At 59.8% G+C, this 23,645-nt stretch carries 25 protein-coding genes and 3 pseudogenes; 11 read left to right on the forward strand and 17 right to left on the reverse strand.

Annotation, left to right across the window (positions count from 1 at the left end; translation table 11 throughout):
• Nucleotides 1–29: 29 nt before the first annotated feature.
• The 3 genes from ABIB99_RS41485 to ABIB99_RS41495 form a co-directional block, all read right to left on the reverse strand.
• Nucleotides 30–200, reverse strand: coding sequence for a hypothetical protein (locus ABIB99_RS41485; RefSeq protein ID WP_354181573.1), 171 nt, complete (start codon nucleotides 198–200; stop codon nucleotides 30–32).
• 22 nt (nucleotides 201–222) lie between these two features.
• On the reverse strand, nucleotides 223–945 hold the full coding sequence (locus ABIB99_RS41490; protein WP_354181575.1) for a CBS domain-containing protein: 723 nt from the start codon (nucleotides 943–945) through the stop codon (nucleotides 223–225).
• 86 nt (nucleotides 946–1,031) lie between these two features.
• Nucleotides 1,032–1,553: an Hsp20/alpha crystallin family protein gene (locus ABIB99_RS41495; protein ID WP_354181577.1), complete on the reverse strand. Its 522-nt coding sequence runs from the start codon at nucleotides 1,551–1,553 to the stop codon at nucleotides 1,032–1,034.
• Nucleotides 1,554–2,122: 569 nt separating this feature from the next.
• On the opposite strand from ABIB99_RS41495, the gene ftsH reads away from it, so the two are divergent.
• Nucleotides 2,123–3,928: an ATP-dependent zinc metalloprotease FtsH gene (gene ftsH / locus ABIB99_RS41500; protein ID WP_354181579.1), complete on the forward strand. Its 1,806-nt coding sequence runs from the start codon at nucleotides 2,123–2,125 to the stop codon at nucleotides 3,926–3,928.
• Between the two features lie 46 nt (nucleotides 3,929–3,974).
• Here the strand turns inward: ftsH and ABIB99_RS41505 are convergent, their stop codons facing one another.
• Nucleotides 3,975–4,502, reverse strand: coding sequence for a hypothetical protein (locus ABIB99_RS41505; protein WP_354181581.1), 528 nt, complete (start codon nucleotides 4,500–4,502; stop codon nucleotides 3,975–3,977).
• A 450-nt stretch (nucleotides 4,503–4,952) separates the two neighbouring features.
• On the opposite strand from ABIB99_RS41505, the gene ABIB99_RS41510 reads away from it, so the two are divergent.
• Nucleotides 4,953–5,171, forward strand: a complete 219-nt coding sequence (locus ABIB99_RS41510) for a DUF6894 family protein (protein ID WP_354181583.1) — start codon at nucleotides 4,953–4,955, stop codon at nucleotides 5,169–5,171.
• 133 nt (nucleotides 5,172–5,304) lie between these two features.
• Here ABIB99_RS41510 and ABIB99_RS41515 read toward each other — a convergent pair whose 3' ends face one another.
• From ABIB99_RS41515 to ABIB99_RS41525, 3 genes are read right to left on the reverse strand one after another with little or no spacing between them, the layout of a single operon-like run.
• Entirely contained in the window at nucleotides 5,305–5,916 is a 612-nt protein-coding gene (locus ABIB99_RS41515; RefSeq protein ID WP_354181585.1) for a hypothetical protein, read from the reverse strand.
• A gap of 6 nt (nucleotides 5,917–5,922) precedes the next feature.
• The gene (locus ABIB99_RS41520) at nucleotides 5,923–6,264 is read right to left on the reverse strand and encodes a c-type cytochrome (RefSeq protein WP_354181587.1); all 342 of its coding nucleotides are present in this window, start codon (nucleotides 6,262–6,264) and stop codon (nucleotides 5,923–5,925) included.
• Entirely contained in the window at nucleotides 6,264–7,097 is an 834-nt protein-coding gene (locus ABIB99_RS41525; protein ID WP_354181589.1) for a universal stress protein, read from the reverse strand. Before ABIB99_RS41525 ends, ABIB99_RS41520 begins: the two co-directional genes overlap by 1 nt.
• Nucleotides 7,098–7,224: 127 nt before the next feature.
• Here ABIB99_RS41525 and phbB point away from each other — a divergent pair.
• Nucleotides 7,225–7,946 (forward strand): annotated as a pseudogene (gene phbB / locus ABIB99_RS41530) (acetoacetyl-CoA reductase).
• Between the two features lie 53 nt (nucleotides 7,947–7,999).
• Here phbB and mgtA read toward each other — a convergent pair.
• Entirely contained in the window at nucleotides 8,000–10,543 is a 2,544-nt protein-coding gene (gene mgtA / locus ABIB99_RS41535; RefSeq protein ID WP_354181591.1) for a magnesium-translocating P-type ATPase, read from the reverse strand.
• 127 nt (nucleotides 10,544–10,670) lie between these two features.
• On the opposite strand from mgtA, the pseudogene ABIB99_RS41540 reads away from it, so the two are divergent.
• A pseudogene (locus ABIB99_RS41540) lies at nucleotides 10,671–12,500 on the forward strand (PHA/PHB synthase family protein).
• Between the two features lie 9 nt (nucleotides 12,501–12,509).
• On the opposite strand, the gene ABIB99_RS41545 reads toward ABIB99_RS41540, so the two are convergent.
• The 6 genes and pseudogenes from ABIB99_RS41545 to ABIB99_RS41570 form a co-directional block, all read right to left on the reverse strand.
• Complete coding sequence (locus ABIB99_RS41545; protein WP_354181593.1) at nucleotides 12,510–13,493, reverse strand: zinc-dependent alcohol dehydrogenase family protein; 984 nt, start codon at nucleotides 13,491–13,493, stop codon at nucleotides 12,510–12,512.
• A gap of 139 nt (nucleotides 13,494–13,632) precedes the next feature.
• A complete protein-coding gene (locus tag ABIB99_RS41550) occupies nucleotides 13,633–14,337 on the reverse strand; it encodes a helix-turn-helix domain-containing protein (RefSeq protein WP_354181595.1) in 705 nt (234 codons plus the stop codon).
• Nucleotides 14,338–14,440: 103 nt separating this feature from the next.
• Nucleotides 14,441–14,730 (reverse strand): annotated as a pseudogene (locus tag ABIB99_RS41555) (response regulator); the annotation flags it as partial.
• Nucleotides 14,731–14,764: 34 nt separating this feature from the next.
• Complete coding sequence (gene fixJ / locus ABIB99_RS41560; protein ID WP_354181597.1) at nucleotides 14,765–15,382, reverse strand: response regulator FixJ; 618 nt, start codon at nucleotides 15,380–15,382, stop codon at nucleotides 14,765–14,767.
• Between the two features lie 543 nt (nucleotides 15,383–15,925).
• Nucleotides 15,926–16,387: a phage holin family protein gene (locus ABIB99_RS41565; protein ID WP_354181599.1), complete on the reverse strand. Its 462-nt coding sequence runs from the start codon at nucleotides 16,385–16,387 to the stop codon at nucleotides 15,926–15,928.
• On the reverse strand, nucleotides 16,388–16,663 hold the full coding sequence (locus ABIB99_RS41570; protein WP_354181601.1) for a hypothetical protein: 276 nt from the start codon (nucleotides 16,661–16,663) through the stop codon (nucleotides 16,388–16,390).
• 159 nt (nucleotides 16,664–16,822) lie between these two features.
• Between ABIB99_RS41570 and ABIB99_RS41575 the strand changes: the two genes are divergently transcribed.
• The 3 genes from ABIB99_RS41575 to ABIB99_RS41585 are packed head-to-tail and all read left to right on the forward strand — an operon-like array spanning nucleotide 16,823 to nucleotide 19,854.
• Nucleotides 16,823–17,959, forward strand: a complete 1,137-nt coding sequence (locus ABIB99_RS41575; RefSeq protein WP_354181603.1) for an MlaE family ABC transporter permease — start codon at nucleotides 16,823–16,825, stop codon at nucleotides 17,957–17,959.
• A gap of 2 nt (nucleotides 17,960–17,961) precedes the next feature.
• On the forward strand, nucleotides 17,962–18,741 hold the full coding sequence (locus tag ABIB99_RS41580) for an ABC transporter ATP-binding protein (RefSeq protein WP_354181605.1): 780 nt from the start codon (nucleotides 17,962–17,964) through the stop codon (nucleotides 18,739–18,741).
• A 3-nt stretch (nucleotides 18,742–18,744) separates the two neighbouring features.
• Nucleotides 18,745–19,854, forward strand: a complete 1,110-nt coding sequence (locus tag ABIB99_RS41585) for an ABC-type transport auxiliary lipoprotein family protein (RefSeq protein ID WP_354181607.1) — start codon at nucleotides 18,745–18,747, stop codon at nucleotides 19,852–19,854.
• Between the two features lie 903 nt (nucleotides 19,855–20,757).
• Here ABIB99_RS41585 and ABIB99_RS41590 read toward each other — a convergent pair.
• The 3 genes from ABIB99_RS41590 to ABIB99_RS41600 all read right to left on the reverse strand — a co-directional run bounded on the left by ABIB99_RS41590 (nucleotide 20,758) and on the right by ABIB99_RS41600 (nucleotide 22,293).
• Entirely contained in the window at nucleotides 20,758–20,880 is a 123-nt protein-coding gene (locus ABIB99_RS41590; protein ID WP_354181609.1) for a hypothetical protein, read from the reverse strand.
• Nucleotides 20,877–21,149 carry a hypothetical protein gene (locus ABIB99_RS41595; RefSeq protein WP_354181611.1) on the reverse strand — a complete coding sequence of 91 codons (273 nt, stop codon included), beginning with the start codon at nucleotides 21,147–21,149 and terminating at the stop codon, nucleotides 20,877–20,879. The genes ABIB99_RS41590 and ABIB99_RS41595 overlap by 4 nt, the downstream gene beginning before the upstream one ends.
• A 244-nt stretch (nucleotides 21,150–21,393) precedes the next feature.
• Entirely contained in the window at nucleotides 21,394–22,293 is a 900-nt protein-coding gene (locus tag ABIB99_RS41600; protein ID WP_354181613.1) for a DUF4238 domain-containing protein, read from the reverse strand.
• Between the two features lie 134 nt (nucleotides 22,294–22,427).
• On the opposite strand from ABIB99_RS41600, the gene ABIB99_RS41605 reads away from it, so the two are divergent.
• Genes ABIB99_RS41605 through ABIB99_RS41620 form a run of 4 tightly spaced genes read left to right on the forward strand, consistent with a single transcriptional unit; the run spans nucleotide 22,428 to nucleotide 23,638 of the window.
• Nucleotides 22,428–22,661, forward strand: coding sequence for a hypothetical protein (locus ABIB99_RS41605; RefSeq protein ID WP_354181615.1), 234 nt, complete (start codon nucleotides 22,428–22,430; stop codon nucleotides 22,659–22,661).
• Entirely contained in the window at nucleotides 22,658–22,837 is a 180-nt protein-coding gene (locus ABIB99_RS41610; RefSeq protein ID WP_354181617.1) for a hypothetical protein, read from the forward strand. Before ABIB99_RS41605 ends, ABIB99_RS41610 begins: the two co-directional genes overlap by 4 nt.
• 60 nt (nucleotides 22,838–22,897) lie before the next feature.
• Nucleotides 22,898–23,101, forward strand: a complete 204-nt coding sequence (locus ABIB99_RS41615) for a hypothetical protein (RefSeq protein ID WP_354181619.1) — start codon at nucleotides 22,898–22,900, stop codon at nucleotides 23,099–23,101.
• A 45-nt stretch (nucleotides 23,102–23,146) separates the two neighbouring features.
• Nucleotides 23,147–23,638: a hypothetical protein gene (locus tag ABIB99_RS41620; protein WP_354181621.1), complete on the forward strand. Its 492-nt coding sequence runs from the start codon at nucleotides 23,147–23,149 to the stop codon at nucleotides 23,636–23,638.
• Nucleotides 23,639–23,645 lie beyond the last annotated feature (7 nt).

The following is a 23,645-nucleotide window of genomic DNA, read 5'->3' on the forward strand; positions in this document are numbered from 1 at the left end:
ATTTGCTTTTGCGGCTTCGGTCGAGGCGATCACGAGGCTTTTTGTGGCTGCCCAATAGAAAGAGAGTGCGTCTCAGCATCCATCTCGGCACTCAGTCCAAGCAGTTCGCTTCGGTCGCTGTTCAGCGCGTCGCGCGCAATGAACAGCGCCGTGACCGGCGCTGCTAGGACAAATAGAATGCGGACGATCCATCCGAGCATGATTGCTCTGATCTGCGGATGCTCAGCCGGCCGCCTTCATATCTTCCGGGGACTCCACATAATAGCCGGAGTAGGTATCAACGAAGCAGAGATGATCGTGAACTTCCTTGACGCCATTGGTGTTCTCGGCGGCGACGATCGTCGCGCGGCGCGCCTCATCGGTCGTGATCAGGCCGTGCAGTTGGACAACCCCTCGGCGGCAAGTCACCCTGAAACCGATGGGACGCCAGTCGGTGGCGTCCACAGCACGCGTAACGCGCTGACAAATGTGCTCATCGTCAGCAGTCGGGTCCGGGATTTCGTGCACCAGACTTGCCATGGCTTGCAGGAGATTGCTTCTCGTCACGATCCCGATCGTACTCTTGCCGCGCATCACGGGAACTCGCTTGATGTCGTGCTTCTCCATCAGAGCAACGATCTCCGCCAAGGAAGTCTCCTCCTGGACAGTGATGACCTTCCGCGTCATGACATCTTCGACTTTTCGGCCGCGCTCGTGAATGAACTCCGCAGCCGCCCGCCCTGGCCCCATGAAAAATCTCAACCAGGCCGCATGGCGGCGTCCAGTGCCGATCTCGCTGCGGCGGATAAAATCGCTCTCCGAGACGACGCCGACGAGATTGCCAGCGTCGTCGATGACGGGCAGCCCGCTGATATGCATCCGAAGCATGATTTTCGCGGCTTCTTCAATTGTGGTGTGCGGCGTTACGGCGACGACGTCTCTCGTCATGACATGAATTGCGTGCATTGTGTGCCCTCCGAAAGAAGATGGTGGGGTTGGGTCCGGCATCGGCGCAAGGCTGCGACTAACGCAGCCTCGCACCGGCGACCTTATCAGGCGGCTTTCACGTTGATCGTCTTGGCCGGCTTTTGGGCTTCCTCCGTCTTCGGAAGCGTGAGCTTGAGTACGCCGTTCTTGAAGGTCGCCTCGATCTTGTCGGCGTTGACGCCGTCCGGCAGGGTGAAATAGCGCTCGAAGGTGCCGTAACGGCGTTCGGAGACGTAGTAGTCCTTCTTCTTCTCCTCCGTCTCCTCCCGCTTCTCGCCTTTAATGGTGAGGCCGCCATTCGCGAGGGTGATGTTGATGTTCTTTTCGTCGAGGCCAGGAAGCTCAGCGGTGATCTCGTAGGCCTTGTCGCTTTCGGCGACGTCGACGGCAGGCGCTGAAATCGACTTGGAGAGGTCGCGTTCGAGCCGCGCGAGTGATCGGAACGGTCGATTCCAGAAGCCGTTGCCGAAATCGTCGAAGATCTGGTCGATTTCGTTTCTCAACGCTTGAAACGGCCGCCACGTCTCACCAGCGGTTGCGGGCGTGGTGGACGATTTTGTGACAGGCAATTTTGTCTCGGTTGCCATGATCATGTCTCCTTCGAGGTGTGACCATCTCGGTCGCCGGGAAGAATAGTCTCGGCCATCGAGCCGGATTTGATTTCGCTCAACTCGAAAACGACGCCTCAAAAACTTTTCTGATCTTGGAGGCGATGGAAAAGGGGGGCGAGTTGTGCCTGTTCGACGCGGTGCGAGCTCGTTAATCCGCGTTCATCCGACCAAATGAGGCTGAGACAGACGCTTCTTGACCGTCGGGCGCACATAGCCGGCTATGCATCCGCTTCCCTTGGCACCCGTTGACCGCCAAGTTTCACGTAGGAGCGCTTCACAGCGGCCCAAGCCGTTCGGTGTGCGATCACTTCCTGCGGGAGGTCCCCGAGATATGCGAGATAAAGGAGGCGTTGAAGGCTTACCAATGCAGGCTGGGTACCAGTTTTTGCGATTGCGCTAAGGTCATTAAGCGATCGTTCGCGGCTGTCGGTGTTGACCTGAATCAAGCGAAGCGCGCCGTCCAAGACTACCATTCACATTACAGCCGACGTCGATGGGAGGAGCAATTGGGGCCCGATCAAGTATCGCGAAAGCAGGCTATAGCGATGGGCATTATTTTCGCGGGCGGTATGCTGCTCGCGGTTCTGCAGTTTGTCTTGTCGACGTACAATTCAATCGAGACAATTCCCTATAGTCAATTTGAGCAGCTGCTCGCCCAGGAAAAGATCGCCGAGGTTTCCGTTGGGCCAGATGCCATAAATGGAAAATTGAAGGAGCCTCTCCCCAGCGGAAAATCTGCGTTCGCTACCGCGCGGGTCGATATGGCCTTGGCTGAACGGATTGGAGCAAAGGGAGTAAGTGTTACTGGCGTTCCCGGAAATGGCCTTTTGCAAACATTGCTATCCTGGATCTTTCCGATCGTCGTCTTCTTCGTGATCTGGTTCTGGCTTGGTCGCGGCATGACCGGTCGACAGGGCTTTGGAGGGCTCATGGCGATCGGTAAGTCCCGTGCTAAGGTCTACGTCGAGAAGGATCTCGGGGTCACCTTCGCCGACGTGGCCGGCGTGGAGGAGGCGAAGTTCGAGCTCCAGGAAGTGGTTTCGTTCCTTAGAGACCCCGGTAGTTATGGCCGGTTGGGCGCACATGTGCCGAAGGGAATCTTGCTGGTGGGGCCGCCAGGGACGGGGAAGACCCTGCTTGCCCGCGCCGTGGCGGGCGAGGCCGGAGTGCCATTCTTCTCGGTCGCGGGATCCGAGTTCGTCGAGATGTTCGTTGGGGTTGGTGCTGCGCGCGTTCGGGACTTGTTTGAGCAGGCCCGTAAAACGGCACCTTGCATCATTTTCGTCGACGAACTCGACGCGCTGGGACGCAGCCGCGGACCGATGTCGTTCGGAAGCCACGACGAGAAGGAGCAGACCCTCAATCAGCTCCTATCGGAACTCGATGGCTTCGATCCGAGCGCCGGCGTCATATTGCTGGCTGCGACCAACCGCCCCGAGATTCTGGATCCCGCGCTGCTCCGGGCGGGGAGGTTCGATCGACAGGTTCTCGTTGACCGTCCCGACAAGATCAGGCGCGTTGCCATTCTCAAGGTGCACGTCCGCAAGATCCGTATGGGCAAGGATGTCGACCTGGACAAGGTGGCGGCCCTTACGACCGGGTTCACGGGTGCTGACCTTGCAAATCTCATCAACGAGGCCGCGATCGCCGCGACGAGGCGGAGCGGCACCGAGGTCACGTTCACCGATTTTGTTACGGCGATCGAACGGATCGTGGCCGGGATTGAGAAGAAGAGCAGGGTGCTCAGCAAGGACGAACGGCGGAGGGTTGCCTATCACGAGATGGGCCATGCCCTCGTTGCGGCCAGCCTGCCCGGCGTCGACCCTGTCCAGAAGGTATCGATCATTCCACGGGGGATCGGCGCACTGGGGTACACCATCCAGCGCCCGACCGAGGACAGGTTCTTGCTTACGGTTGAGGAGCTGAAGAACCGCATTGCCGTGCTGATGGGAGGACGCGCGTCGGAGCGCATGATCTTCGACGGAGCCATTTCGACCGGCGCGGCCGATGATCTTCAACGTGCGACCGAAGTCGCGATCGAGATGGTAACTAAGTACGGCAGGGATGAGACAGTGGGGCAGCGCACCTATGCCCCCAAGCCGCAAGCGTTCCTCGCGGCGGCCCAGGATGCGGTCGTTGCCGCTGCGGAAGAGACGGGCCGCGAGATCGATCTCGCTGTGCGTAACCTGATCGAGGAGGGCGATCGTTGCGCCCGGGAAATCCTGCTACGACGACGCACCGAGCTCGAAGCCGGTGTTGAACTGCTCATCGCAAATGAAACGGTAACGTCGGATCAGTTTGCTCCGCTGCGCGGCACGTACAGCAAGGAAAGGGAGCCGGTCGCCGCATGATTGCTGCGTGGATCGGCCCCAGAGCCGGGTTCGGAGTAGCTTGAGTTCAGCCCGTGGAGCGCAGCAGCGGCTCCCGGCGGGGGGTGGCTGGCGGCTCCTGCCGAACGACGATGTCGTGCCACAGCTTTGCGATGCTCGCTTGCGTTTCGATCGTCAGGAAACAGTGACCTTCGTTATCGAAGTCACAGAAGCGAGCGCGTGGATCGCCACGCAGTTGAGCAAGGGCGGCGTTGATGGCGTCGAGGCCGGTCATCACCTGCTCGATGCTCTCCAGCTTGGTGTTGTGCAGGATGTCCATCAGCCGGTAGCTCTTGAGGGGTGGGCTTCCGAAGGCGATGCCGGGCTGCCTGAACTCGAATAGGACGCTGATCGCGACAGGCATTCCCCGCAATTGGCCGAACATCGCGGCGATTTCGTCCTCATTGCAGATGGCTGGACGGGCGGAGTGTTGAGGCGACGAGGCGGGAGCTCGCGGCGCCAGGCGGAGGCCGGCAATGAGCTCATGTTCAATCCACCGTCGCACCTCAATGGGTGCATTGCAAATCTGATCTGCGGTCAACGTAATTCCGATCATGGCGATGCCTCTTGTTTCTCACAGTATAGGAGGTCGCCTGGAAACGATGTTGATGCCGATCAATCAGAGGGAAACGGTGACGCCAAACGAGGCGCCTTTCAACAGCGCTCTGGATGTTTGAATGCGCCGAGTGCAAAAGCCGCCGGCGAGTGCCAATGAGGTTGTGGTCGTGCAATGCCCGGCCAGCGCGAGGATTCACCTCGTCAACATGACGACGGGCGAGCTCGCACGCGATCCCAGCCGCGAAAGAAGGTAGGTTGGCAGGGCAGCGCTTGATCCGGATCAAGTCCGTGCTGAACGAGGCTGCTAGTTTTCATCTTGCGTAACTCGACCCAGGGTTACGTCCCCAAGTCGCCGCCGAGATCCATCCCCCGGGACTCGGCGGCTCCCTTTCTTCCGGGCCAATGAGCTTAATCGACCCGAATGGACGGACCGCGCGGGAATGAGCCGATGCGCACCTACTATTTCGACATAAAGGACCGAGTGCCCATCCGGGACAAATCGGGCCTGGAGTTTGTGAGTGATGGCGCTGCCATAGCGTACAGCAAGAGCCTTGCGGACAAGATGCGCAGAGAGAATCCGAAAGGCCACCCGGAGCTTCGTATCGTCGTTCTCGACGAGAGCGGTCGGGAAGTTCATCGTGAGCGAATCTATCCAAAAGAAGCTTGATCAATTTCGTGTTCACGCCGGTGTTGTCAGCGAGATTGCCTTCTTTCGGACGCCGCTGCAGCGAACAATATCTCAGCAGGCGAAATCCAGCCCAAGAGACCGATGTTTGTGGTCCCCAGTTTGCGCTAACTCGTCATTTCTTCGGGCCCTTTCCGACTGGCGCGAATATCTGATTGGCGGGCGGCAGCTGGTCGGTAGGCAGGCCTATCGCGATAAAGCTGCGTTCCAGCGAGGTGTGGCAGGCGTTGCAGCCGTCGGTCAGTGCGCGCATGGAGGCGGTGAACCTGCGACCATCCCCAGCGTCGATCGCATCTGCGATTGAGAGCAGCGGATCCTTCATCGTGGCTGCGTTGGTTACGGGAATGCCGGGGTAGAATACGGCGGCTTGGGCCAGACTATCTGTCAACTGGCGCAATTCGTACGCGGCCAATTCCCAGTTCTTCGACTTGCCCGCGAACCAAAGTTTCAGGTGCTGAAGCTGGGCCGCGTTCATAACCTCGACCAGGCGAGGCGCGTATTGTTTGACGGTTGTGGAAGGTTCGAAGCCCGATTGGGCAGTTGCGGACGTGCCAGCGCTTGCCAAGATCGCAAGAGCCAAGCACGAATTCCGTAGAGTCATTTTGTTGGTCTCCAGAAATGTCGTTTTCCTGAGGCGGTTGGTGTGGTGCTCGCCGAAGCCCCCATCAAGTAGGGTCGGAGATGCCGGGCCGATTCCGATCAGGGCTTGTGGGTCGAGCCGCACCACGAGCCCTCATTGCTCCAACGTCTTCAAAAACGCCATGAAATCGCCGACCTGATCGGCCTCGAAACGAAATTCCGGCATTGTCGGATGCCCCGTGACGATACCCTCGGCCAGGGCCTCTTGCAGCATCTCGATTGGATATCGTTCGTGTAACGTCCTGAATGGGGGAGCGATCTTGAGGGGGCTGGGGCTGACTTTGTCGGCCGAGTGGCACTTCGCACAATATAGCAGCGCAAGACGCCGGCCTTGTTCGACGCTTGAAGCCGTAGCTGGGCTCAAGGGGAGAAGCAAATTTGCAGCAAGTGTGGCGCCTGCGATGGCACGTACAGTTCTCCTCACATCGCGCTCCATCAATGCGACATCATGACAGGAACGGTCATACTGCGGAATGTCTCCTGCGTGACACCGCCGAACACCGCTTCCTGGAATCGAGAATGGCCGTAACCGCCCATGACCAGCAGGTCGAGGCTTTCATCCGCAGCGATCGACAGGATGCTCGCTTGCAGACTACTGCGGTCGGATTGAAGCGAAACGGTCTTTGCCGGCAAGCCCTTCCGCGCGAGGTGCGTCATCAGGCGTTCGGGCGATGCGTCGGATGGTACCTCGGATGCATTGAGGGTGATGGTTGTCAGGGCGTCTGCCTCGGTGATGAATGGCATCGCGTCCCGTAAGGCGCGGGCGGCAAGGCGACTGCCGTCCCAGCAGATGCCGATGCGTGCCGCCTTGAACGTGCCCCGGAAAGTATAAGGAATGAACAGCAAGGGCCCACCCGACTGCAAGAGGAGCTCCTTCGGAAGCTGGTTGTCGAACGTATCGCAATCCGGATCGCCTTGTGACACGATGGTCAGATCATAGAGGCGAGCCACTGCCCCAGCTTTCGAAACGGTCTCGGCAGTAGTCTCGCTCAGTGCGTATTTGCCGTAGTTGATTCGGGCGTTCTTCGCCTCGATCTCGAAAATGCGCAGTGCTGCTTGGGCGCGTTCCATCGCACGTTCATATTCGAGTTGCAGAGACGCAGCGATGGCTGCGCCGCCCTCCGCAACAAACGGCACGTTCGTGGAGGCATATCCTGTCGCAAGTGCATCCAAACGCGCGGCAGCACTCATCGCCAGGGAAATGGATGCATCAATGGCGGGGCGCGGCGAGCGCTCTGTTGGAATATGCACCAGTAAATCTTCGAACATGCGTGCCTCCCGTTCCGATCTTGCCGTCGAAGAGCAGCACATGTCGTCATTGAGAGTCTTGACGCACCTCAAAGCGGCGGTAGGAGCGCCGGATATCGTCCTGACCGCACAAGCGGGAGGGCTAGAAATGGCACGGGTGGCATTGGTGACGGGCGGTACCAGAGGTATTGGTGCCGCCGTATCTCAAGCGCTTCAGGCGGCAGGTTACCGGGTAGCTGCCACCTACGCCGGAAACGCCGAGGCGGCCAAAGCCTTCATGAGCCGAACTGGCATCTCGTCCTATCAATGGGACATCGGTGATTTCGATGCTTGCGCCATCGGAGCAAAGTCCGTTGAGGCCTCGCTCGGACCGATCGACGTTCTTGTCAACAATGCCGGGATCGTTCGTGACGCTACGCTTCACATGAGCCGGACCCAATGGGAGGCTGTGATCCGCACTAATCTCGACGGTGCGTTCAACATGTGCCGTCAGGTCATCGACGGTATGCGCACGCGACGATACGGTCGAATCATAAACATCCCTTCGATCAACGGACAAAAGGGCCAGTTCGGTCAGACCAACTATTCTGCGGCGAAAGCCGGTGAGCTCGGATTCGCCAAGGCGTTGGCGCTGGAAACGGCCGTCTCGGAATCACCGTCAACGCCATCTGCCCGGGCTATATCCATACCGAGATGCTGGATGCCGTGCCGCGAGATGTTCTGGAGAAGAGCATTTTGCCGCAAATTCCGGTCGGCCGTCTTGGTCGCCCCGAAGAGATTGCGCGCGCCGTGGTGTTTTTGGCGGCAGAAGAGGCGGACTTCATCACTGGATCGACACTTTCGATCAATGGCGGCCAGTACATGACTTGAGCTTTAACCGACTGCTATCGCTTCAAAGTCGCCCAGACGTTCACTTCTGGGCCTTACAGAATTGAAACTGCAAGGCGCTTGGCAATCTGCGCGGAGACGAGATAAGCGACCGCGATAGCGAATATCGTCGCCAGGAGTGCCGTAGAAGGAGTGGTAAAGCCGAACAGTTGTCCCCATGGCCCGAGCGCAAGTCCTACGCCCACGATGAGGGCGCCGAAGGACGTCGCGATCAAGATGGCGTGGGGACGGTTTGCGCGCCACGGCATCCGGCGAGACCTGATTACGAAAATCACCAGGATCTGCGTCGATATTGATTCCACGAACCACCCGGTCTGGAACTGGGCCGCATTCGCTTCAAATAGCTTCAGAAACACGGCGAAGGTAATCACGTCAAACACGGAAGAAACAATTCCCATAATGACCGTGAAACGAAGGATGCTTGCCATGTTCCATGCTTCGGGTTGGGCAAGGTCCTCGCGGTCGACTTCATCGAAAGGGATGCCGATTTCTGAGAGGTCGTAGATCAGGTTGTTCAGCAGGATCTGCAGCGGAAGCAACGGCAGGAACGGAAGGACGATCGAGGCCAGGGCCATCGAGAGCATGTTGCCGAAGTTCGAGCTTGTTCCCATTCGGACATACTTCAGGATGTTAGCAAAAGTTCTGCGGCCTTCGCGCACGCCAGCCGCAAGGACTGAGAGATCGGGAGCGAGCAGGATCATGTCGGCCGCCGCGCGGGCGACTTCGGTTGCGCCCGTGACTGATATGCCGACGTGGGCCGTATGGATGGCGGGGGCATCGTTGACGCCGTCCCCCATGAAGCCGACCACGTGATTGCGATGCCGGAGTGCAGCAATGATCCGTCGTTTCTGATCAGGATCGATGCGGGCAAACAGATCGATGTCATCGACACGGGCCGCGAGCGCAGCGTCGCTGAACTCCGAGATTTCGCCGCCGGTCATGATACGATCAGACTGGAGACCCACCGATCGCGCGACATGCGAGACCACGGCGCCGTGGTCACCCGAGAGGATCTTTACTGTTATGCCTAGCGAGGTAAGGGCTTCAATGGCTGAGGCTGCATCCTGCTTCGGTGGATCAGCAAAGACACAGAACCCGGTCATGGTCAGATCCGCCTCGTCGCTCACCGCAATCGTCTGCTGCTCATGCGGAACAGACCTGACGGCGACGGCAAGAAGCCGAAGACCGTCGCGGGCATACTGATCCTGAGTGTTCCTCATTTTTTGCTGCCAGGCGGCGTCGAGCGGATGGGCTAGACCATCGATGTCCACGGCGACGCAGCGGGCCAGGATGGATTCCGGGGCGCCTTTTGCGATCAAGATGTGTTCGTCGTTCTGTGCCACCAGTACCGACAGGCACCTTCGCTCAAAGTCGAACGGCACTTCCGAGAGTCTGATCCAGCCATCTATGGCGCCGTTCCGCGCGGAGAGTATCGCATCGTCGAGGGGACTTCTGACGCCGGCCTGGAAGGTGCTGTTGAGGTACGCTAGGCTCAAGACGCGATCGCTAGGTCGCCCCTTCGGATCGATATGTGCTTCGAGCGTGATTTTGGCTTCCGTCAGCGTGCCGGTCTTGTCCACGCAAAGCGTGTCCATGGCCCCCAGATCATGGATTGCGGACAGTCGCTTGACGATAACTTTTCGGTCCGCCATGCGCAACGCGCCGCGGGCCAGCGTCACTGTCATCACCATGGGCAGCAGCTCAGGCGTCAGGCCGACGGCGAGGGCGACCGCGAACAGGAAGGACTCCAGTGCGGCGCGTTGTGCGACGAGATGAGCCAACAACACAAAGAGGGTCAGAAAGAGCGTAAGCCGAAGGATCAGGAGTCCAAGCTTGTGCACACCCTGTTCGAGAGCCGTTGGCGGAGCATTGGCCGCCAGTGCCGCAGCGATCGCGCCAAATCGGGTCCGGCCTCCGGTTTTCACCACCAACATCCTGCCGCTTCCGCCGACGGTACTGGTTCCGGCGAACAGGGCATTCGTCGCCTCCGCCGACGATGCCGCGGAGCAGGGATCGTCGGTCTTGAAAGCAGGAAACGGCTCCCCCGTCATCAAAGCCTCATTGACCTGCAATTCCTGGGCATCAAGGACGATGCCATCGGCGGGTATGAGGTCGCCGACACGGAGCTTCACGATGTCTCCGGGAACGAGCGCCGTCACCGGTACCGTAATGTCCTTGCCGTCCCGGACAACGTCGGCCTGAATGGCCACCGAGTCCCGCAACGCTTCAGCCGTCAGCTCGGCGCGATGTTCCTGAACGATGTCCAGCGTGATGGACAGAAACAGCACGGTTGCGATAATCACGAAACTGCCAACGTCGCCGCTTAATCCGGATACGAGCGCGGCCGCCAGGAGCATCGCAATCAAGGGGTTCCAAACGCGTTGCCCAAGCTTGCGCAGGACCGATCGGCTTTGAGAGGCATCAGCGTGGTTTGCCCCGAAGATCGCGAGGCGCCGGTCCGCTTCGACCTGTGAAAGCCCGTTGGGGCCAGAGCCTAGCGCGCGGTAGAGGGCGTCTTTTGGTGTTTGCCAGAAGTCAGCAGCGGCCAAAGTCTTGGCCGCGCTAGGCTGCTCGATCATCGAAGGGCTCACCGGCTTGTTGGTCGCTTGACCAGCAGGGTAAGAGGCAACCCAATCTTTGGGTTGATGCAGCTCAATTCGGTCTCAGACAACACAGTTAGGTTGCAGAGGCCAAAAGGAGTTCACCATGTCGCCTCCTGCATCCGTCAGCCGCCTTCCCATAGCTTCGAATTCTGACGAGGTCCCCGTCGAGCCCCCGGTTGTTGAGGCGATCGTGCCAGCGCAGCCGTCTGGCTCCGATGCAGTCGTCGATGACATCGATCGATCCTTCCACGCGGCGCTGGCGCGGTTGACCGGCGGCGTCTCGCCGGCAACGCTGGCCCTAGCTTTTGCCGACTGGCAACTGCACCTTCTGGCCTCACCCGGTAAGCAGGCCAGTCTTGCCGGCCGGGCGATCCAGAATGCGTTTGATCTTGTCAATGCCATGGTACCTAGGCATGCGGTATTCCAGCCTTGGTCCGTGATCCGGCCGCTGGAGAACGATCGACGTTTCACAGGCTCCGATTGGGAGCTGCCAACCTTCAATCTCCTGGCCCAGGCTTTCCTCCTGAACCAACAATGGTGGCATTCGACGACGACCGGCATTCACGGACTGGCCCATTCGAACGCGGCGATCGCCGACTTCGCGCTTCGCCAATGCCTGGACACGGTGGCCCCGACGAATTTTGCCCTGAGCAATCCTGAAGTGTTGCGCAAGATCATGGAGACTGGCGGCGGCAACTTCGTCTATGGCCTGCACAACTTTGTCGAGGATTGACAGGCCCTGCTCGCTGGCGCAAGGCTCAGGAGCGATCAGACTTATGTGGTGGGTAAGGACGTTGCCATCACACCCGGCAGGGTCGTCTATCGCAACGAGCTGATCGAGCTCATCCAGTATTCCCCGACGACGCCGACCGTGCGTGCCGAGCCCGTTCTGATCGTGCCTGCCTGGATCATGAAGTATTACATTCTCGACCTGACGCCGCGTAATTCCCTCGTCCGTTACCTGGTCGAAAGCGGCTTCACTGTCTTCATGATTTCATGGAAGAATCCAACAGCCGAGTATCGCAATTTCAGTCTCGAAGATTACCGCGAACTCGGAGTGGATGCCGCGATCACTACCATCAACTCGCTACGGCCTGGGCAGGCTATCCACGCCGCCGGCTATTGCCTTGGCGGCACACTGTTGTCGATCGCGGCGGCCAGGCTGGCTTGCGAGCGGCCCGACTGCCTGCGAACGGTGACGCTGCTCGCGGCGCAAACCGATTTCACGGAAGCCGGCGAGCTCACCTTGTTCATCAATGAAAGCCAGGTCGCGTTCCTGGAGGATATGATGTGGCGGCAGGGGCTGCTCGCAACGGCACAGATGGCCGGGGCCTTTCAGATGTTGCGAACCAATGACCTGCTTTGGTCGCGCGTCGTGCGGGACTATCTGATCGGAGAGAGAGCCGCGCCAAACGAACTGATGTCGTGGAACGCCGATGCCACGCGTATGCCCTACCAAATGCATTCGGACTATTTGCGGCGCCTGTTCCTCAACAATGATCTCGCCGAGGGGCGCTATCAGGTCAATGGCAGGCCGGTCTCGCTCGCGGATCTGCACATACCGATGTTTGTCGTCGGCACGTTGCGCGACCACGTCGCGCCGTGGAAGTCGACGTACAAGATCAACTTCCTTGCCGATGCGGACATCACCTACGTTCTGACGAGTGGCGGACACAATGCCGGCATTGTCGCGCCTCCCGGCCAAGAGGGGCACAGCTATCAGGTGCGTACAAAGAAGGCTCATGATCCCTATCTCGGCCCGGACGAATGGATCAAGCGCGCACCGTCCCACGAGGGATCATGGTGGACGGAGTGGACCCGATTTCTCGCCGCGCATTCCAGTCAGCCTGTTCCGAGCTGGTTGCCGGCAGATTCGGAGCAAAAGAGCGCGCCCTCGGATGAGGCGCCGGGCTCTTACGTGCTCGAGCAGTAGACGCGGCGGTCACGGCCGCAAAACCGCTGCGCCAGTCAGCTTGCCTTCCCTCAGACAGGCGAGCGCTTCATTGGCCTCGACGAGCGGGAATACCGTCGTGCGTGTCTGGATATTGATCTTTGCGACGGCGGCGAGAAAATCGATGCCGTCCTTTCGCGTGAGGTTTGCAACCGATAGGATCTGCCGTTCGCCCCAAAGAATACGATAGGGGAACGATGGGATGTCGGTCATGTGAATGCCGGCGCACACAACGCGACCGCCCTTGCGCACCGCGCGCAGGGCAAGCGGCACCAACGCTCCGACCGGCGCGTAGATGATGGCGGCATCGAGTTCGGTCGGCGGAATGTCCTCTGAAGCGCCGGCCCAGTCGGCGCCGAGCGAAAGCGCAAGTTGCTGCGCTTCCTGGTCGTCGCCACGGGTGAAGGCGTAAACTTTCCGTCCCTGTGAGCGGGCGACCTGCGCGACGATATGGCCGGCCGCGCCAAAGCCATAAATGCCGAGCGTTTTGCCGTCGCCGGCCATCACAAGGGATCGCCAGCCGATCAGCCCGGCGCAGAGCAGAGGTGAAAGAGCTGCGTCCTCGCCGTTCTCGCCGAGTGGAAAGCAATATCGGGCATCGGCGACGAGGTGGTTGGCAAAGCCGCCGTCGCGCGTGTAGCCGGTGAATTCAGGACGATCGCACAGATTTTCCTTGTCGGTGCGGCAATAGATGCACTCACCACAAGTGAAGCCGAGCCACGGAACACCTACGCGCATGCCCAACTCCAACTCAGTGATGCCCGCGCTAAGAGCATCGATGCGGCCCACGACTTCATGCCCCGGAATAATCGGATAGGAAATGTCGGGTAGCTCGCCATCCACCACGTGCAGGTCGGTCCGGCACACGCCACACGCGCTGACCTTGATGCGAACCTCGCTGGGACCAGGGACCGGGTCGGGTCGCTGCTGGAACGTCAGGGGCGCGCCGCGCGCGGAGAGAACCATCGCGTACATGTCGCATTCCCGCGGCTCGTAGTGCGTCGTCCGGGTCTTGTCTCTCTGGATCTGAAGTCAGTGTGCGCCGTTCGTTACGCGGGCGCAACACGCGACATTCCCCAGGTTCTCGAAGGTGGCCAGATACTAGGAGGACAAATCAGGCGTCGAGATTGTGCAGGCGCTGGCGGTTGCGCAGCACAATCTGGCGAGCGCCAGAGAAACCGAGAATGCCCTGGGCGTGAAGCTGAGACAGGGCGCGCGACACTGTCTCGAGCGTGAGGCCGAGATAATCGCCGATGTCGCGACGGCACATCGGCAGCGCCATCATGCCCGCGACAGCGAGGCGGCGGTCCATTTCGAGCAGAAAGGTCGCGACGCGCTCCATCGCGGTCTTACGTCCAAGCAGCAGCATGTGGTTTTCGGCGTGGCGCAGCTCCGAGGCGGTCATGGTCCAGAGCTTGCGGGCAACATGGACGTCGGTGCCGGAGGCCTTCTCAAGGCTCGCGCGCTTCACCAGGCGCACCGTGGTGTCGATGATGGCCTCGGCGGCGAGCCGATGGCTGGCGCCGGATTCCAGACCGAATACGTCGCCGGGAAGGTGAAATGCGCCGATCTGGCGGCGGCCGTCGGAAAGAAGCTTGTAGCTGCGCACCGCGCCGGTGACGACCTGGTAGACATATTCGGCCGGCTCCTCCTCGCCGTAAATCTCCTCATCCTTCCGGTACGAGAATTCGGTAGCGACAAGACCGACGTGGCCGGTGATCGCGCCGAGCCGATCGGCCACGGGATGGAGGGAAACGGCAACCTTGCTGTCGCTGATCGGAGTGTTGATCGCCTTGGTGTTAAGTGACTGGGTCAGCATCTGAGCCATCTCCGTTGCGATGACCAATGCTTACGCGGGAACGAGGCGCCGGAAAATTTCGGACGATATCTTAAGTGGGCCCACTTACGTAGAGTCCCGCAGGTCAGCGTTCGCGCCTGTCCTGGATGGCTCTGTAGATACGCTTAGCCAGGGTTTCGTCGAGAAGCGGCTTCAAAACCACGTCATTGACGCCTGCCGTGGCGGCTCGAGCCGTGATGTTCTCGTCTGGTAGCCGGTGATCAGGATCACGGGCGTGTCGCGATCAGACTTGCGCAACCGGACGACGAGTTCGATGCCATTGATGTCGGGCATCTTGTAGTCGATCACGTAACAGTCCGCACCGGGCGCACTGCGCGCATTAAGCAGCGTCGTTGCATTTCTGAAGGTCCGTAACTAGCACATTGTGTGAGAAGGGCCTTGACATGGCTCAATCGTTGAGCATGCCCGCGCGCATCGCCGGTCGCACCAGCTCCGACAGGCTGTTCGCCTGCATCTTGGTCATTACATTGGCGCGATATACTTCGATAGTGCGTGGGCTGATGTCGTGTTCACGGGCGATTAGCTTGTTGGAGAGGCCCGCGACCAGGCCTTGCATGACCTGGCGCTCGCGCGGGCTCAGGGAGGCAACACGCGCCGCGATGTCTTGCGCGATGGTCTCGTTCTTGGCCCCCGGCTCGGCAAGGCGGAGCGCCAATTCGATCATGGCGGTAAGGCGGTCGTCCTCGAACGGCTTCTCGAGAAAGTCGACTGCGCCGAGCTTCATCGCCTCGACAGCAAGCGGCACGTCGCCGTGACCGGTCATGATCAGCATCGGAAACGGGCTGTGCTGGGTCTTCACGCGTTTCAGGAGCTCGATCCCGTCAAGGCCCGGCATGCGCACGTCGGAAACGACGCAGCCGAATACGAGGCCAGGTAGCGCATCGAGGAAGCCTTGCGCGGTGTCGAACAGGGCCACCTTGTAGCCTGAGGAATCCAGCAGGAAGTTCAGCGAGTCCCGCATCGCCTCGTCATCGTCGATAACGTAGACAATCCCCTTGGTTGTCATGGATCAGGCCTCGTCGGCCGCCGGCAAGATGAGGCGGAACATCGCACCGCCAGGCGCATTGCTCTCGGCCACCATGCGCTCACCGTGAGTCTCCCCCGTGCGGCCGGTCCGATGCCGCGAACGTGGGGCAATTTTCGCCCAAGGCAGCGGCGGAGGCAAGCTCGAACGTCTGATTTCATTGACGGATTTCCCGCCGCGCGGGGCGGTTTGAGCTAGACATACGCTATCATGACGGTCGAGCCTGGTACTCGATCGACCCAACGACGCGCACTCGTGAGCCCCAAGGACTGGCGATGCAGGCCGAGCGTTCGCAGCTTGTCGTTCCCGACCAAGTCAATTGGTGCTTGGCTCGATTTGCGCAGCGTACGCGTAGCGTGGAGGGATGCCGTTGCCCGCGTTGCCGATGAATCTCACGGTCGTGGAGGCCTTGAAACGGCATCGCCGAAACGTGCTTTTGATGGCGACCGCATGCATGATGCGCGGCGGTTCAACTCCTGATGTTGCCGATGCCCGCCAATTCGTCTTCCGCTGCGCCCCGTCCGCTCAGGGCGGCGCGACAGGCGGCTTCCGCAGGCTCTTGACTGCGATCGCAACTAGCGGCGCGAGAAGCGGAAGCAGGCCGCTCAGCGGATGCTGGATCGTCCCCGTCACTTGAGCGTGGAGCGTGCGCGCCTCGAGTTGAATGGCTTCGATAGTTGCACCATGGATTTCATTGGCGAGCTCGATCTCGCGTCCTGACGCCGGCCGCCCTGCGACGACGAACAGCATCGCCGCGATGACGAAATTGATCGCGCCGAGAATAGCCGCCGCGACGATTGCGCTCCAGATCTGGACCAGGGCGAAATAGGCCGACAATTCGAGCATTAGCAGACCGAAGGTGGCGATCAGCGCTGCGAAGGCACGCAGGCTCAGCGCGATCAGGAGGTGCCGCAGTCTGATGTCGGCGATGATCCTGTCGGTACGCCAGAGCACGCGCAGGTGTTTGATGATATTTTCCGTAGTCACCTAGTGTCTCCTCAGCATGAATCCAACGACCACGCCAAGCGCGAAGGCCGAAGCGAGCGACGCCATTGGACGCTCTGCGAGGAGGCTATGGAGCTGCGCTTGCTCCTCACTCACGGTCTCGCCGAGTTCGGTCAGCGCGGCCTTGATCTGGTCGGCCAAGGCCTCGGCACGGTCTTCCGGCGCATCGAGCTTCTGCTCGCCGGCCTTGTTCACCAGACGCGTAACATCGATCTTCATCGCGTTCAGTTCGTCGTTCATGCTGCCGGTGTCGAACATTGGCGGCCTCCATCGAATGGAAGAAGCCTATGCGAGCTGGCTCGTTAGCGATTGATTTGCGTCAACGGCGTGTTCCGATTTTGACGCAGGTCAATCCAGGTGCGTGGCGGTGACCTAGAAACCTAGGCGGATCAGGAGCGATCCCATGAGGATACAAGCGTGAACTCGGAACCAGTGCTGCTGGCGACGCCGTCTGGCGACGGGCTCGAACTGCGGCCTGAGGGGCCATGGATCGCCGCCAACGTGTCGAGGCTCGAAGCGCTCTCTCTCGCGGCAAGAGCGGCTGTCGATCGATCGAAGGCAGTGACGCTTAATATGGCCGGTGTCAGCGAGCTCGACACGCTCGGTGCCTGGCTTCTGGAGAAACTGTCGCGTATGGCAGCATCCTCCAGCCGATCGGTCGAGGTGGTCGGAATAGCCGACAATTTCGCCGGCCTGTTGGACGAAGTGCGTCAGGTTAATCGGCACAACCCACCGCCGACACCTATGCCCAACCCGGTTTTGCACGGGCTGCACGATCTCGGCAAGTCGACGGTCGATGCGCGGGAAGACATCAGGATCTTCCTTCAGATGCTCGGCGCACTGTTCATGTCTCTGGCGGGGGTCTTGCGCCGGCCGCGGTCGTTGCGGCTGACGTCACTGGTCTACCAGCTCTACCGCATCGGCTGGCAGGCGATCCCGATCGTCATGCTCATCACCTTCCTGATCGGCGCGATCATCGCGCAGCAGGGCTTTTTTCATTTCCGCAGGTTCGGTGCCGAGTCGTACACGGTCGACATGGTCGGCATCCTGGTGCTGCGCGAACTCGGCGTCCTGATTGTCGCCATCATGGTCGCCGGGCGCTCGGGCAGCGCCTATACCGCTGAGCTGGGCTCGATGAAGATGCGTGAGGAGATCGATGCGCTCTCGACCATGGGGCTCGATCCGGTCGACGTCCTGATCCTGCCCCGAGTGGCCGCCCTGGTCATCGCGCTGCCAATCCTCGCCTTCATCGGCTCGATCGCGGCGCTCTATGGCGGCGGCCTGGTCGCGCAATTTTACGGCGACATGGGCCCGGCAATTTACATTGCGCGCCTGCATGAGGCCATTTCCGTCACCCATTTCGAGGTCGGCATCCTGAAAGCGCCGTTCATGGCACTGGTGATCGGGATCGTCGCCTGCAGTGAGGGATTGCGCGTCAAAGGCAGCGCCGAATCGCTTGGCAGGCAGACGACGACCTCGGTGGTGAAGTCGATTTTTCTGGTGATCGTGCTCGATGGCCTGTTCGCGATCTTTTTTGCCTCAATCGGAATGTAACGATGTTGGATTCAGTGCAGGAGCCTGCGATCCGCGTCCGTGACCTCGTGGTCGGCTTCGGTCGGCAGACCGTGCTGGACGATCTGTCGCTTGACGTTCGCCGCGGGGAAATCCTGGGCCTGGTCGGAGCTTCCGGCGGCGGCAAGTCGGTCCTGATGCGCACCATCATCGGGCTCGTTCCGCGGCGAGGGGGCACCATCGAAGTCATGGGACAGCCGATCGGAAGTGCACACGACCGCAGCGCACATGGAGCGGCCGCCACATGGGGCATCCTGTTCCAGCAGGGCGCGCTGTTCTCCTCGCTAACGGTCCGGCAGAATGTCCAGTTTCCGCTACGCGAAAACCTCGTCCTGTCTCAGGATCTGATGGACGAAATCGCGATCGCTAAGCTTGAGATGGTTGGACTACGGGCGGAGGACGCCGACAAATATCCTTCCGAGCTGTCCGGCGGCATGACCAAACGGGTTGCGCTGGCACGCGCCCTGGCGCTCGATCCGCCAATCCTGTTCCTGGACGAGCCGACCTCCGGTCTCGATCCGATTGCGGCCGGTGACTTCGATGCCTTGATTAAGACCTTGCAGAAGACCCTGGGGCTCACTGTGCTCATGGTGACCCATGATCTCGCAAGCTTGACCACAGTCTGCGACCGCGTCGCGGCGCTGGCCGACGGCAAGATCGTGGCGATCGGTCCGATGCGCGAACTTCTTCAATCCGAGCATCCCTGGGTGCGAGCCTATTTCCACGGCAAGCGCTCCCAGATGCTGCAACACCACATGAGATGAGACATGGAAACCCGCGCTCCCTATGTGCTGATCGGCGCCTTCGTGCTGGCTGCGATCCTTGCGGTCTTCGGCTTCGTCTATTGGCTGAACAATACGGGCGGCATTGGGCCGCGCACGACCTATCACGTGCAATTCCAGGGACCGGTGCCCGGCCTCCTGGTCGGCGCCGGCGTTTTGTTCAACGGCATCCGCGTCGGCGAGGTAACAGAACTTGGTCTCGCGCAGGACAATCCGCGTTTCGTCAATGCGACGATTTCGGTCGCGTCTGCGACCCCCGTGCGGGCCGACACGAGAGTTGGCCTCGATTTCCAGGGGCTGACCGGCGTGCCGGCGGTGGCGCTGGAAGGCGGCACGAGCGTCGCCAAATCGGGCGAGGTTGTGACCTTGATCGCCGACGCCGGGGCGGGGCAGAGCATGACCCAGGCGGCGCGCGATGCGCTGCGGCGGGTCGATTCCGTGCTGGAGGACAACGCCGGTCCGCTGAAAGATACAATCGCGAATTTCAAGACCTTCTCGGACGGGCTTGCGCGTAACACCGGCAAGCTCGACGGCATCGTTGCAGGCATTGAGAAGATGACGGGTGGTGGAGCATCGGCGCCGAAGATAACCTATGACCTGCGCGCACCGCAGGATATCGGGCCGGTCGGCAAGACGCTTTCCGCCTCGTTGGCAATTCCCGAGCCGACCGCGGTCGCGATGCTCCAGACGCAACGCATGCTGTTCTCGCCGGTTCGGGACACCCCGGGCTTTGCCGAGTTCCTGTGGTCCGACAGCATTCCAAAACTGGTGCAGGCGCGTCTGATCGACAGTTTCGAGAACTACGACATTGCCCACGCTCCGTTGCGCACTGATCTGGGGCAGGCCGACTACCAACTCCTGATCGATATCAGACGCTTCCGCATCGCGACGGATGACGAGCCGCGAGCGGAGATCGCCCTGTCGGCTCGGATCGTGAACAAGAACGGTGGGGTGATCGCATCACGCATCATCGAGACGAGCGAGAAATTCGACAAGGTCGAACCTGCCGCCTCAGTTGAGGCATTCGAAGCTGCGTTTTCGCAGATCGCGAAGGAGCTAGTTCATTGGACGGTGGCGTCAGCCGGGGCGGAGTAATAAGGCTGGGAAAGCGGCCCCAGTCTTGATGAGGACAATTGGTTACCTTCGTAGATTTCTAATGTAGCCCCTTGTATCCCCAAGGCCTCTTAGTTCCGGATGCGCGGAAAAAGTCGGGCTACATTTTGACGCTAAGTGATTGCAAACACTGGTGCCGGCTGAGGGGATTGAACCCCCGACCTTCGGTTTACAAAACCGCTGCTCAGCGGCTGCACCTGAGTCCTTTCAACGACTTAGTCGTTTCGCCGGAGGCGCCAGAAAGCACTAAAGGGCGCTCCGGGGCATGGGGTCCGAGCCAGTTGCGAGCCACCCATCGCGAAATGGAGAATAACCTTTTCCTTGGCTTTTTGGGGATGGTGTAGGCGCCCATCCTCAGTATCAGCAGCATCGCCCGTGTCTGTGGCAAGCCCTCTTGCCGCCTCGGGCGGGGGGTGGGCATAGCGCCGAAGGCGGGGCGTCAAATAAACCAATCTGTTCACGCACAGCTACCTAGTGTCACATCAGCCGAACTCGTAGGGGGTCTCCGTTTAACAGGGAGACTTCCATGAGAATGCTTTTCGTTGTTGCGCTTGCCTTAGCTTCGTCACCGGCATCCGCCCAAAGCGTCGCCTTCTGTCAGGGCGTTGCGGGTGGCGGCCCTGGCTATACCGGTCGGGCCTCGTCACCGGAAGTCGCTGCCATTTACAAGCGTTACCAAGCTTGTCTGGATGGGGATTATCCGGGTGGGCCGAAGGACAGCTCAAAGGGACGGGCGAAGAAGGCCGCCAAGTGAGAACGGGGGGCGGCGGCTTAGGCTGCCGCGCTCTGTTTCCGCAACATGATCGGCAGATTTAGAACGGTGAACCGAAAGTCAGCTATACCCTCGTCGTACGTTTCGGGCTTTCCCCTCAAGCGGGGATTCTTTTAGACAGCAGCTTCCAAGGCGGCACGCCGCATTGCTCGCATACCGTCTTCAAAAGCTTTGTCCTGCAGTTCTTCCCACAGTTGAGCAATTATCCGGTCGGCTTCGGCGCTCACATTGCTCACGCTGCCGCGCTTTCCTTGCCGTTATCGTTCGCAGAATCCCCTTGGGCCTTACCCGCCGTGCATTCGAGAGAGCCCATGATGGCGGCATGAGCCAGAAGACGTTGCCACTGCGCAGCATCAATGGGCATTCCCAAGCCGGTGAGATTGTCGGGGCCTTTGCGCTCTTTCGCCTCGTTTATTTCCTTCACGATGAGATTGCGATGTTTCTCGTCAATCAGGTGCCACGTATCCAGCAGCCAGTTCACCACATCCCTCACCGCATAGGTCATGCGGCCCACGGCGTAGCGGAAAGCGTAGAAAGCCATAGCGCTGCTAAAGGGTATATCGGCCTTCCCTCTGGTATCTGCGGAGGTGGCGGAAAGGGCTGCGAAATCACGCGCAAGGTCTCCGCAAACTGCGTAGCAAGTTCAGTTTGAAGCTTCCCGGTTTGAGATGCAGGCGGCAGCGAATGCGCGCTGGGGCAAAGACTTGTATGAGGACGAAGCAGATGCTGCGTGGGCTGGTGCCTATGCGTTAGACAACAACCTTTTTAGCGGCGGGAATTAGCTCGCGTGGCGGGCCAGTGTAATCCTTGAACCATTTGCGATCGAGGTGAGCCTCAGACGACATCTGGGCCTTGATGAGCGAGAATTGAGCGTGATCGGGCGCCCAAACGTATTTGATCGCGTGTCGCACTACTTGCTTGTTGCAGTTGCCTACCAATTCCTTCGGGTGCATGGACTGGATTGAGCGCTCGGTCTCTTCCGTGTTCGTCGCAAGAAAAAGGATGGTTGGACTTACCGGCACAGCAAGATGGCTCTCCGGGTAGCCAAGGCCGTCGGTCATCACGATTGGACGGTCTGATGTGAGAAAGCGAAACTTCGTTTTTGACAAATCGCAGACGGACCAGCGCATCCCCGCGATGAATTCCAGCAGTGCGGGTTGATTGATAAAGCGCTGGAGAGACCGAAGGGCTATCCGGTCAATTAGCTCTTGATTGTACTCACCTAAGTCCTTGAATTTGGTTCTCGCTTCCTCCCAAAGCTCAGGCATGCCGCCAGCGAGAGTTAGTTTAGTATCAGCGACGGCTTTAGGCGATCTAATTAATACTCCCATGATGAAATGCGCCCACGCCATACGCATCCGCGGCGACCAGTTTATCATGTACTTACGCAGCAACTTCTTGTGCGCGTAAGAAGCGAAGTCGTCGATGTGCTTGAAGAACTTGTTCTCGATTTCCTCGGCGAGCTCGTCTGAAACACCCGGCAGTCGGTACAGGCCTTCAACATAGCCAGTCCCAACTGGTGAGCTTGGGCGCGCTTTGACGACGTCGCCATATGGACGGCTAAACTCCAGCAGCCGGCTCTTATCGTTGGCCCATTGGTTCAGGTAAAAGACTGGGGAGCTTTGGCTCCTTGGCCATGATCGACTCATCTGTGGGTATACCTCAGATTAGTTGTTGGCCTTCAGCATTTCAACCTTGGCCTCGGCCTTACGGATGCCGGCGATGTCGGTGATGGTCGAGCGCTCCACACCCACCGTCATACCGCGGGCGGTGCCCGCGCTGGGTGGAAAATCACCACCAAGTCTACCTCGTCTTCGCTGAGTATTGCTTTCAGGCAATCCGGGAAGGGCGAGGGCGGTACAGCGCCAAGGCCATCATTGAGATCATGCGCTGGAATCGCCGGGACATCGGCAAGATATCGAACATGGCAACGACCTACCTGGCGCTGAAGTTCATGGAGCAGCATCCGCAACACGCGACGCTGTTTATTTCAACGAAAAGAAAGACTGAGGAGTGAAAGTTTTTGAATTGATTGCAATCCTGTCGAAGCAGCCCGCAGGGGCAGAAGTGGAATTGCAAGGTCCTGGGCTCCTATCGTCGTCCATCAGCAATGTGGATACGGTCGATGAGACGGGTATTGACCTTGTTCAACTCAACGTCAACGACCCGCAGTTTGAAGAAGACGCGGGCTAACAGGTTGGCGCCTCGCTAGCGCAACACCCAAGAAACGTAAACAAAGAGGGAGAACCTCCCATGACGAAACCAAACCCTGCCGTCCGCTATTTCGTCGGCAAGTTCGATAACGATAAGCGTGGCATCCACCATCGGGTGATGCGTCGTACAACCAAGGCGCTCGCGTTCCACTCCTTCCACGTCTACGACCGTGGTGAATGGAAGAAGACGAGGGAAGCCTACAAGAAGGCCAGCAATCTCGTTCCGACGCGTGAGCAGGCGTGACCTGAAGCAGACGTTGGATGCGCGGCTGCGGATGGAGCAGCGCTGATGCCGGTGGTCGTATCGAAACGGGTGAAGGCTGGTCTTCGTGATCCGCTTCCACCTGGGGCGGCCGAGGCTGAGTTCGCTTATCGGATGTCGCGCCGTATCCGCGACGGCATCTTTGAAGATATCGAGCCGCCATCGGGGGCGGAGGTTGTTGCCGCAATCGCTGAGAAGCTCGCCACTCCACAGCCGAAGATTCGGCTAGACCCCGTGGCAGATGCGGAGGCTGCGGTGCGTAAGCTCCGGGCATTGAGCTTGTCGCAGTCCGATATCGGACTGCGCGACGTTGCCCGTATCCTCGATGTTTGCATGAAGTGGGTGAAGCGGATGAAGCAGCGCGACGGTTGGAAGCAAGTCAAGCGAGAAGCGGGTATCTCGGCTGGCTCGTGGGATATCCAGGATGTCATCTACAGTGCTGAGCTGAGAGTTATTCGACTGCAAGCCAAGTGCAGAAGCTCCCAGACAACGACATCTACGACGAAAGCGGGACGCTGATAGGGAC

Source organism: Bradyrhizobium sp. LA6.1 (assembly GCF_040547805.1).
GTDB lineage: Bacteria > Pseudomonadota > Alphaproteobacteria > Rhizobiales > Xanthobacteraceae > Bradyrhizobium > Bradyrhizobium barranii.

Bases quoted from the DNA above. Each gene is read 5' to 3' on its own strand.
- ABIB99_RS41485 (WP_354181573.1), bottom strand. From the start codon at position 200: ATGCTCGGATGGATCGTCCGCATTCTATTTGTCCTAGCAGCGCCGGTC.
- ABIB99_RS41490 (WP_354181575.1), bottom strand. From the start codon at position 945: ATGCACGCAATTCATGTCATGACGAGAGACGTCGTCGCCGTAACGCCG.
- ABIB99_RS41495 (WP_354181577.1), bottom strand. From the start codon at position 1,553: ATGGCAACCGAGACAAAATTGCCTGTCACAAAATCGTCCACCACGCCC.
- ftsH (WP_354181579.1), top strand. From the start codon at position 2,123: ATGGGCATTATTTTCGCGGGCGGTATGCTGCTCGCGGTTCTGCAGTTT.
- ABIB99_RS41505 (WP_354181581.1), bottom strand. From the start codon at position 4,502: ATGATCGGAATTACGTTGACCGCAGATCAGATTTGCAATGCACCCATT.
- ABIB99_RS41510 (WP_354181583.1), top strand. From the start codon at position 4,953: ATGCGCACCTACTATTTCGACATAAAGGACCGAGTGCCCATCCGGGAC.
- ABIB99_RS41520 (WP_354181587.1), bottom strand. From the start codon at position 6,264: ATGGAGCGCGATGTGAGGAGAACTGTACGTGCCATCGCAGGCGCCACA.
- ABIB99_RS41525 (WP_354181589.1), bottom strand. From the start codon at position 7,097: ATGTTCGAAGATTTACTGGTGCATATTCCAACAGAGCGCTCGCCGCGC.
- mgtA (WP_354181591.1), bottom strand. From the start codon at position 10,543: ATGATCGAGCAGCCTAGCGCGGCCAAGACTTTGGCCGCTGCTGACTTC.
- ABIB99_RS41545 (WP_354181593.1), bottom strand. From the start codon at position 13,493: ATGTACGCGATGGTTCTCTCCGCGCGCGGCGCGCCCCTGACGTTCCAG.
- ABIB99_RS41550 (WP_354181595.1), bottom strand. From the start codon at position 14,337: ATGCTGACCCAGTCACTTAACACCAAGGCGATCAACACTCCGATCAGC.
- fixJ (WP_354181597.1), bottom strand. From the start codon at position 15,382: ATGACAACCAAGGGGATTGTCTACGTTATCGACGATGACGAGGCGATG.
- ABIB99_RS41570 (WP_354181601.1), bottom strand. From the start codon at position 16,663: ATGTTCGACACCGGCAGCATGAACGACGAACTGAACGCGATGAAGATC.
- ABIB99_RS41580 (WP_354181605.1), top strand. From the start codon at position 17,962: ATGTTGGATTCAGTGCAGGAGCCTGCGATCCGCGTCCGTGACCTCGTG.
- ABIB99_RS41585 (WP_354181607.1), top strand. From the start codon at position 18,745: ATGGAAACCCGCGCTCCCTATGTGCTGATCGGCGCCTTCGTGCTGGCT.
- ABIB99_RS41595 (WP_354181611.1), bottom strand. From the start codon at position 21,149: ATGACCTATGCGGTGAGGGATGTGGTGAACTGGCTGCTGGATACGTGG.
- ABIB99_RS41600 (WP_354181613.1), bottom strand. From the start codon at position 22,293: ATGAGTCGATCATGGCCAAGGAGCCAAAGCTCCCCAGTCTTTTACCTG.
- ABIB99_RS41615 (WP_354181619.1), top strand. From the start codon at position 22,898: ATGACGAAACCAAACCCTGCCGTCCGCTATTTCGTCGGCAAGTTCGAT.
- ABIB99_RS41620 (WP_354181621.1), top strand. From the start codon at position 23,147: ATGCCGGTGGTCGTATCGAAACGGGTGAAGGCTGGTCTTCGTGATCCG.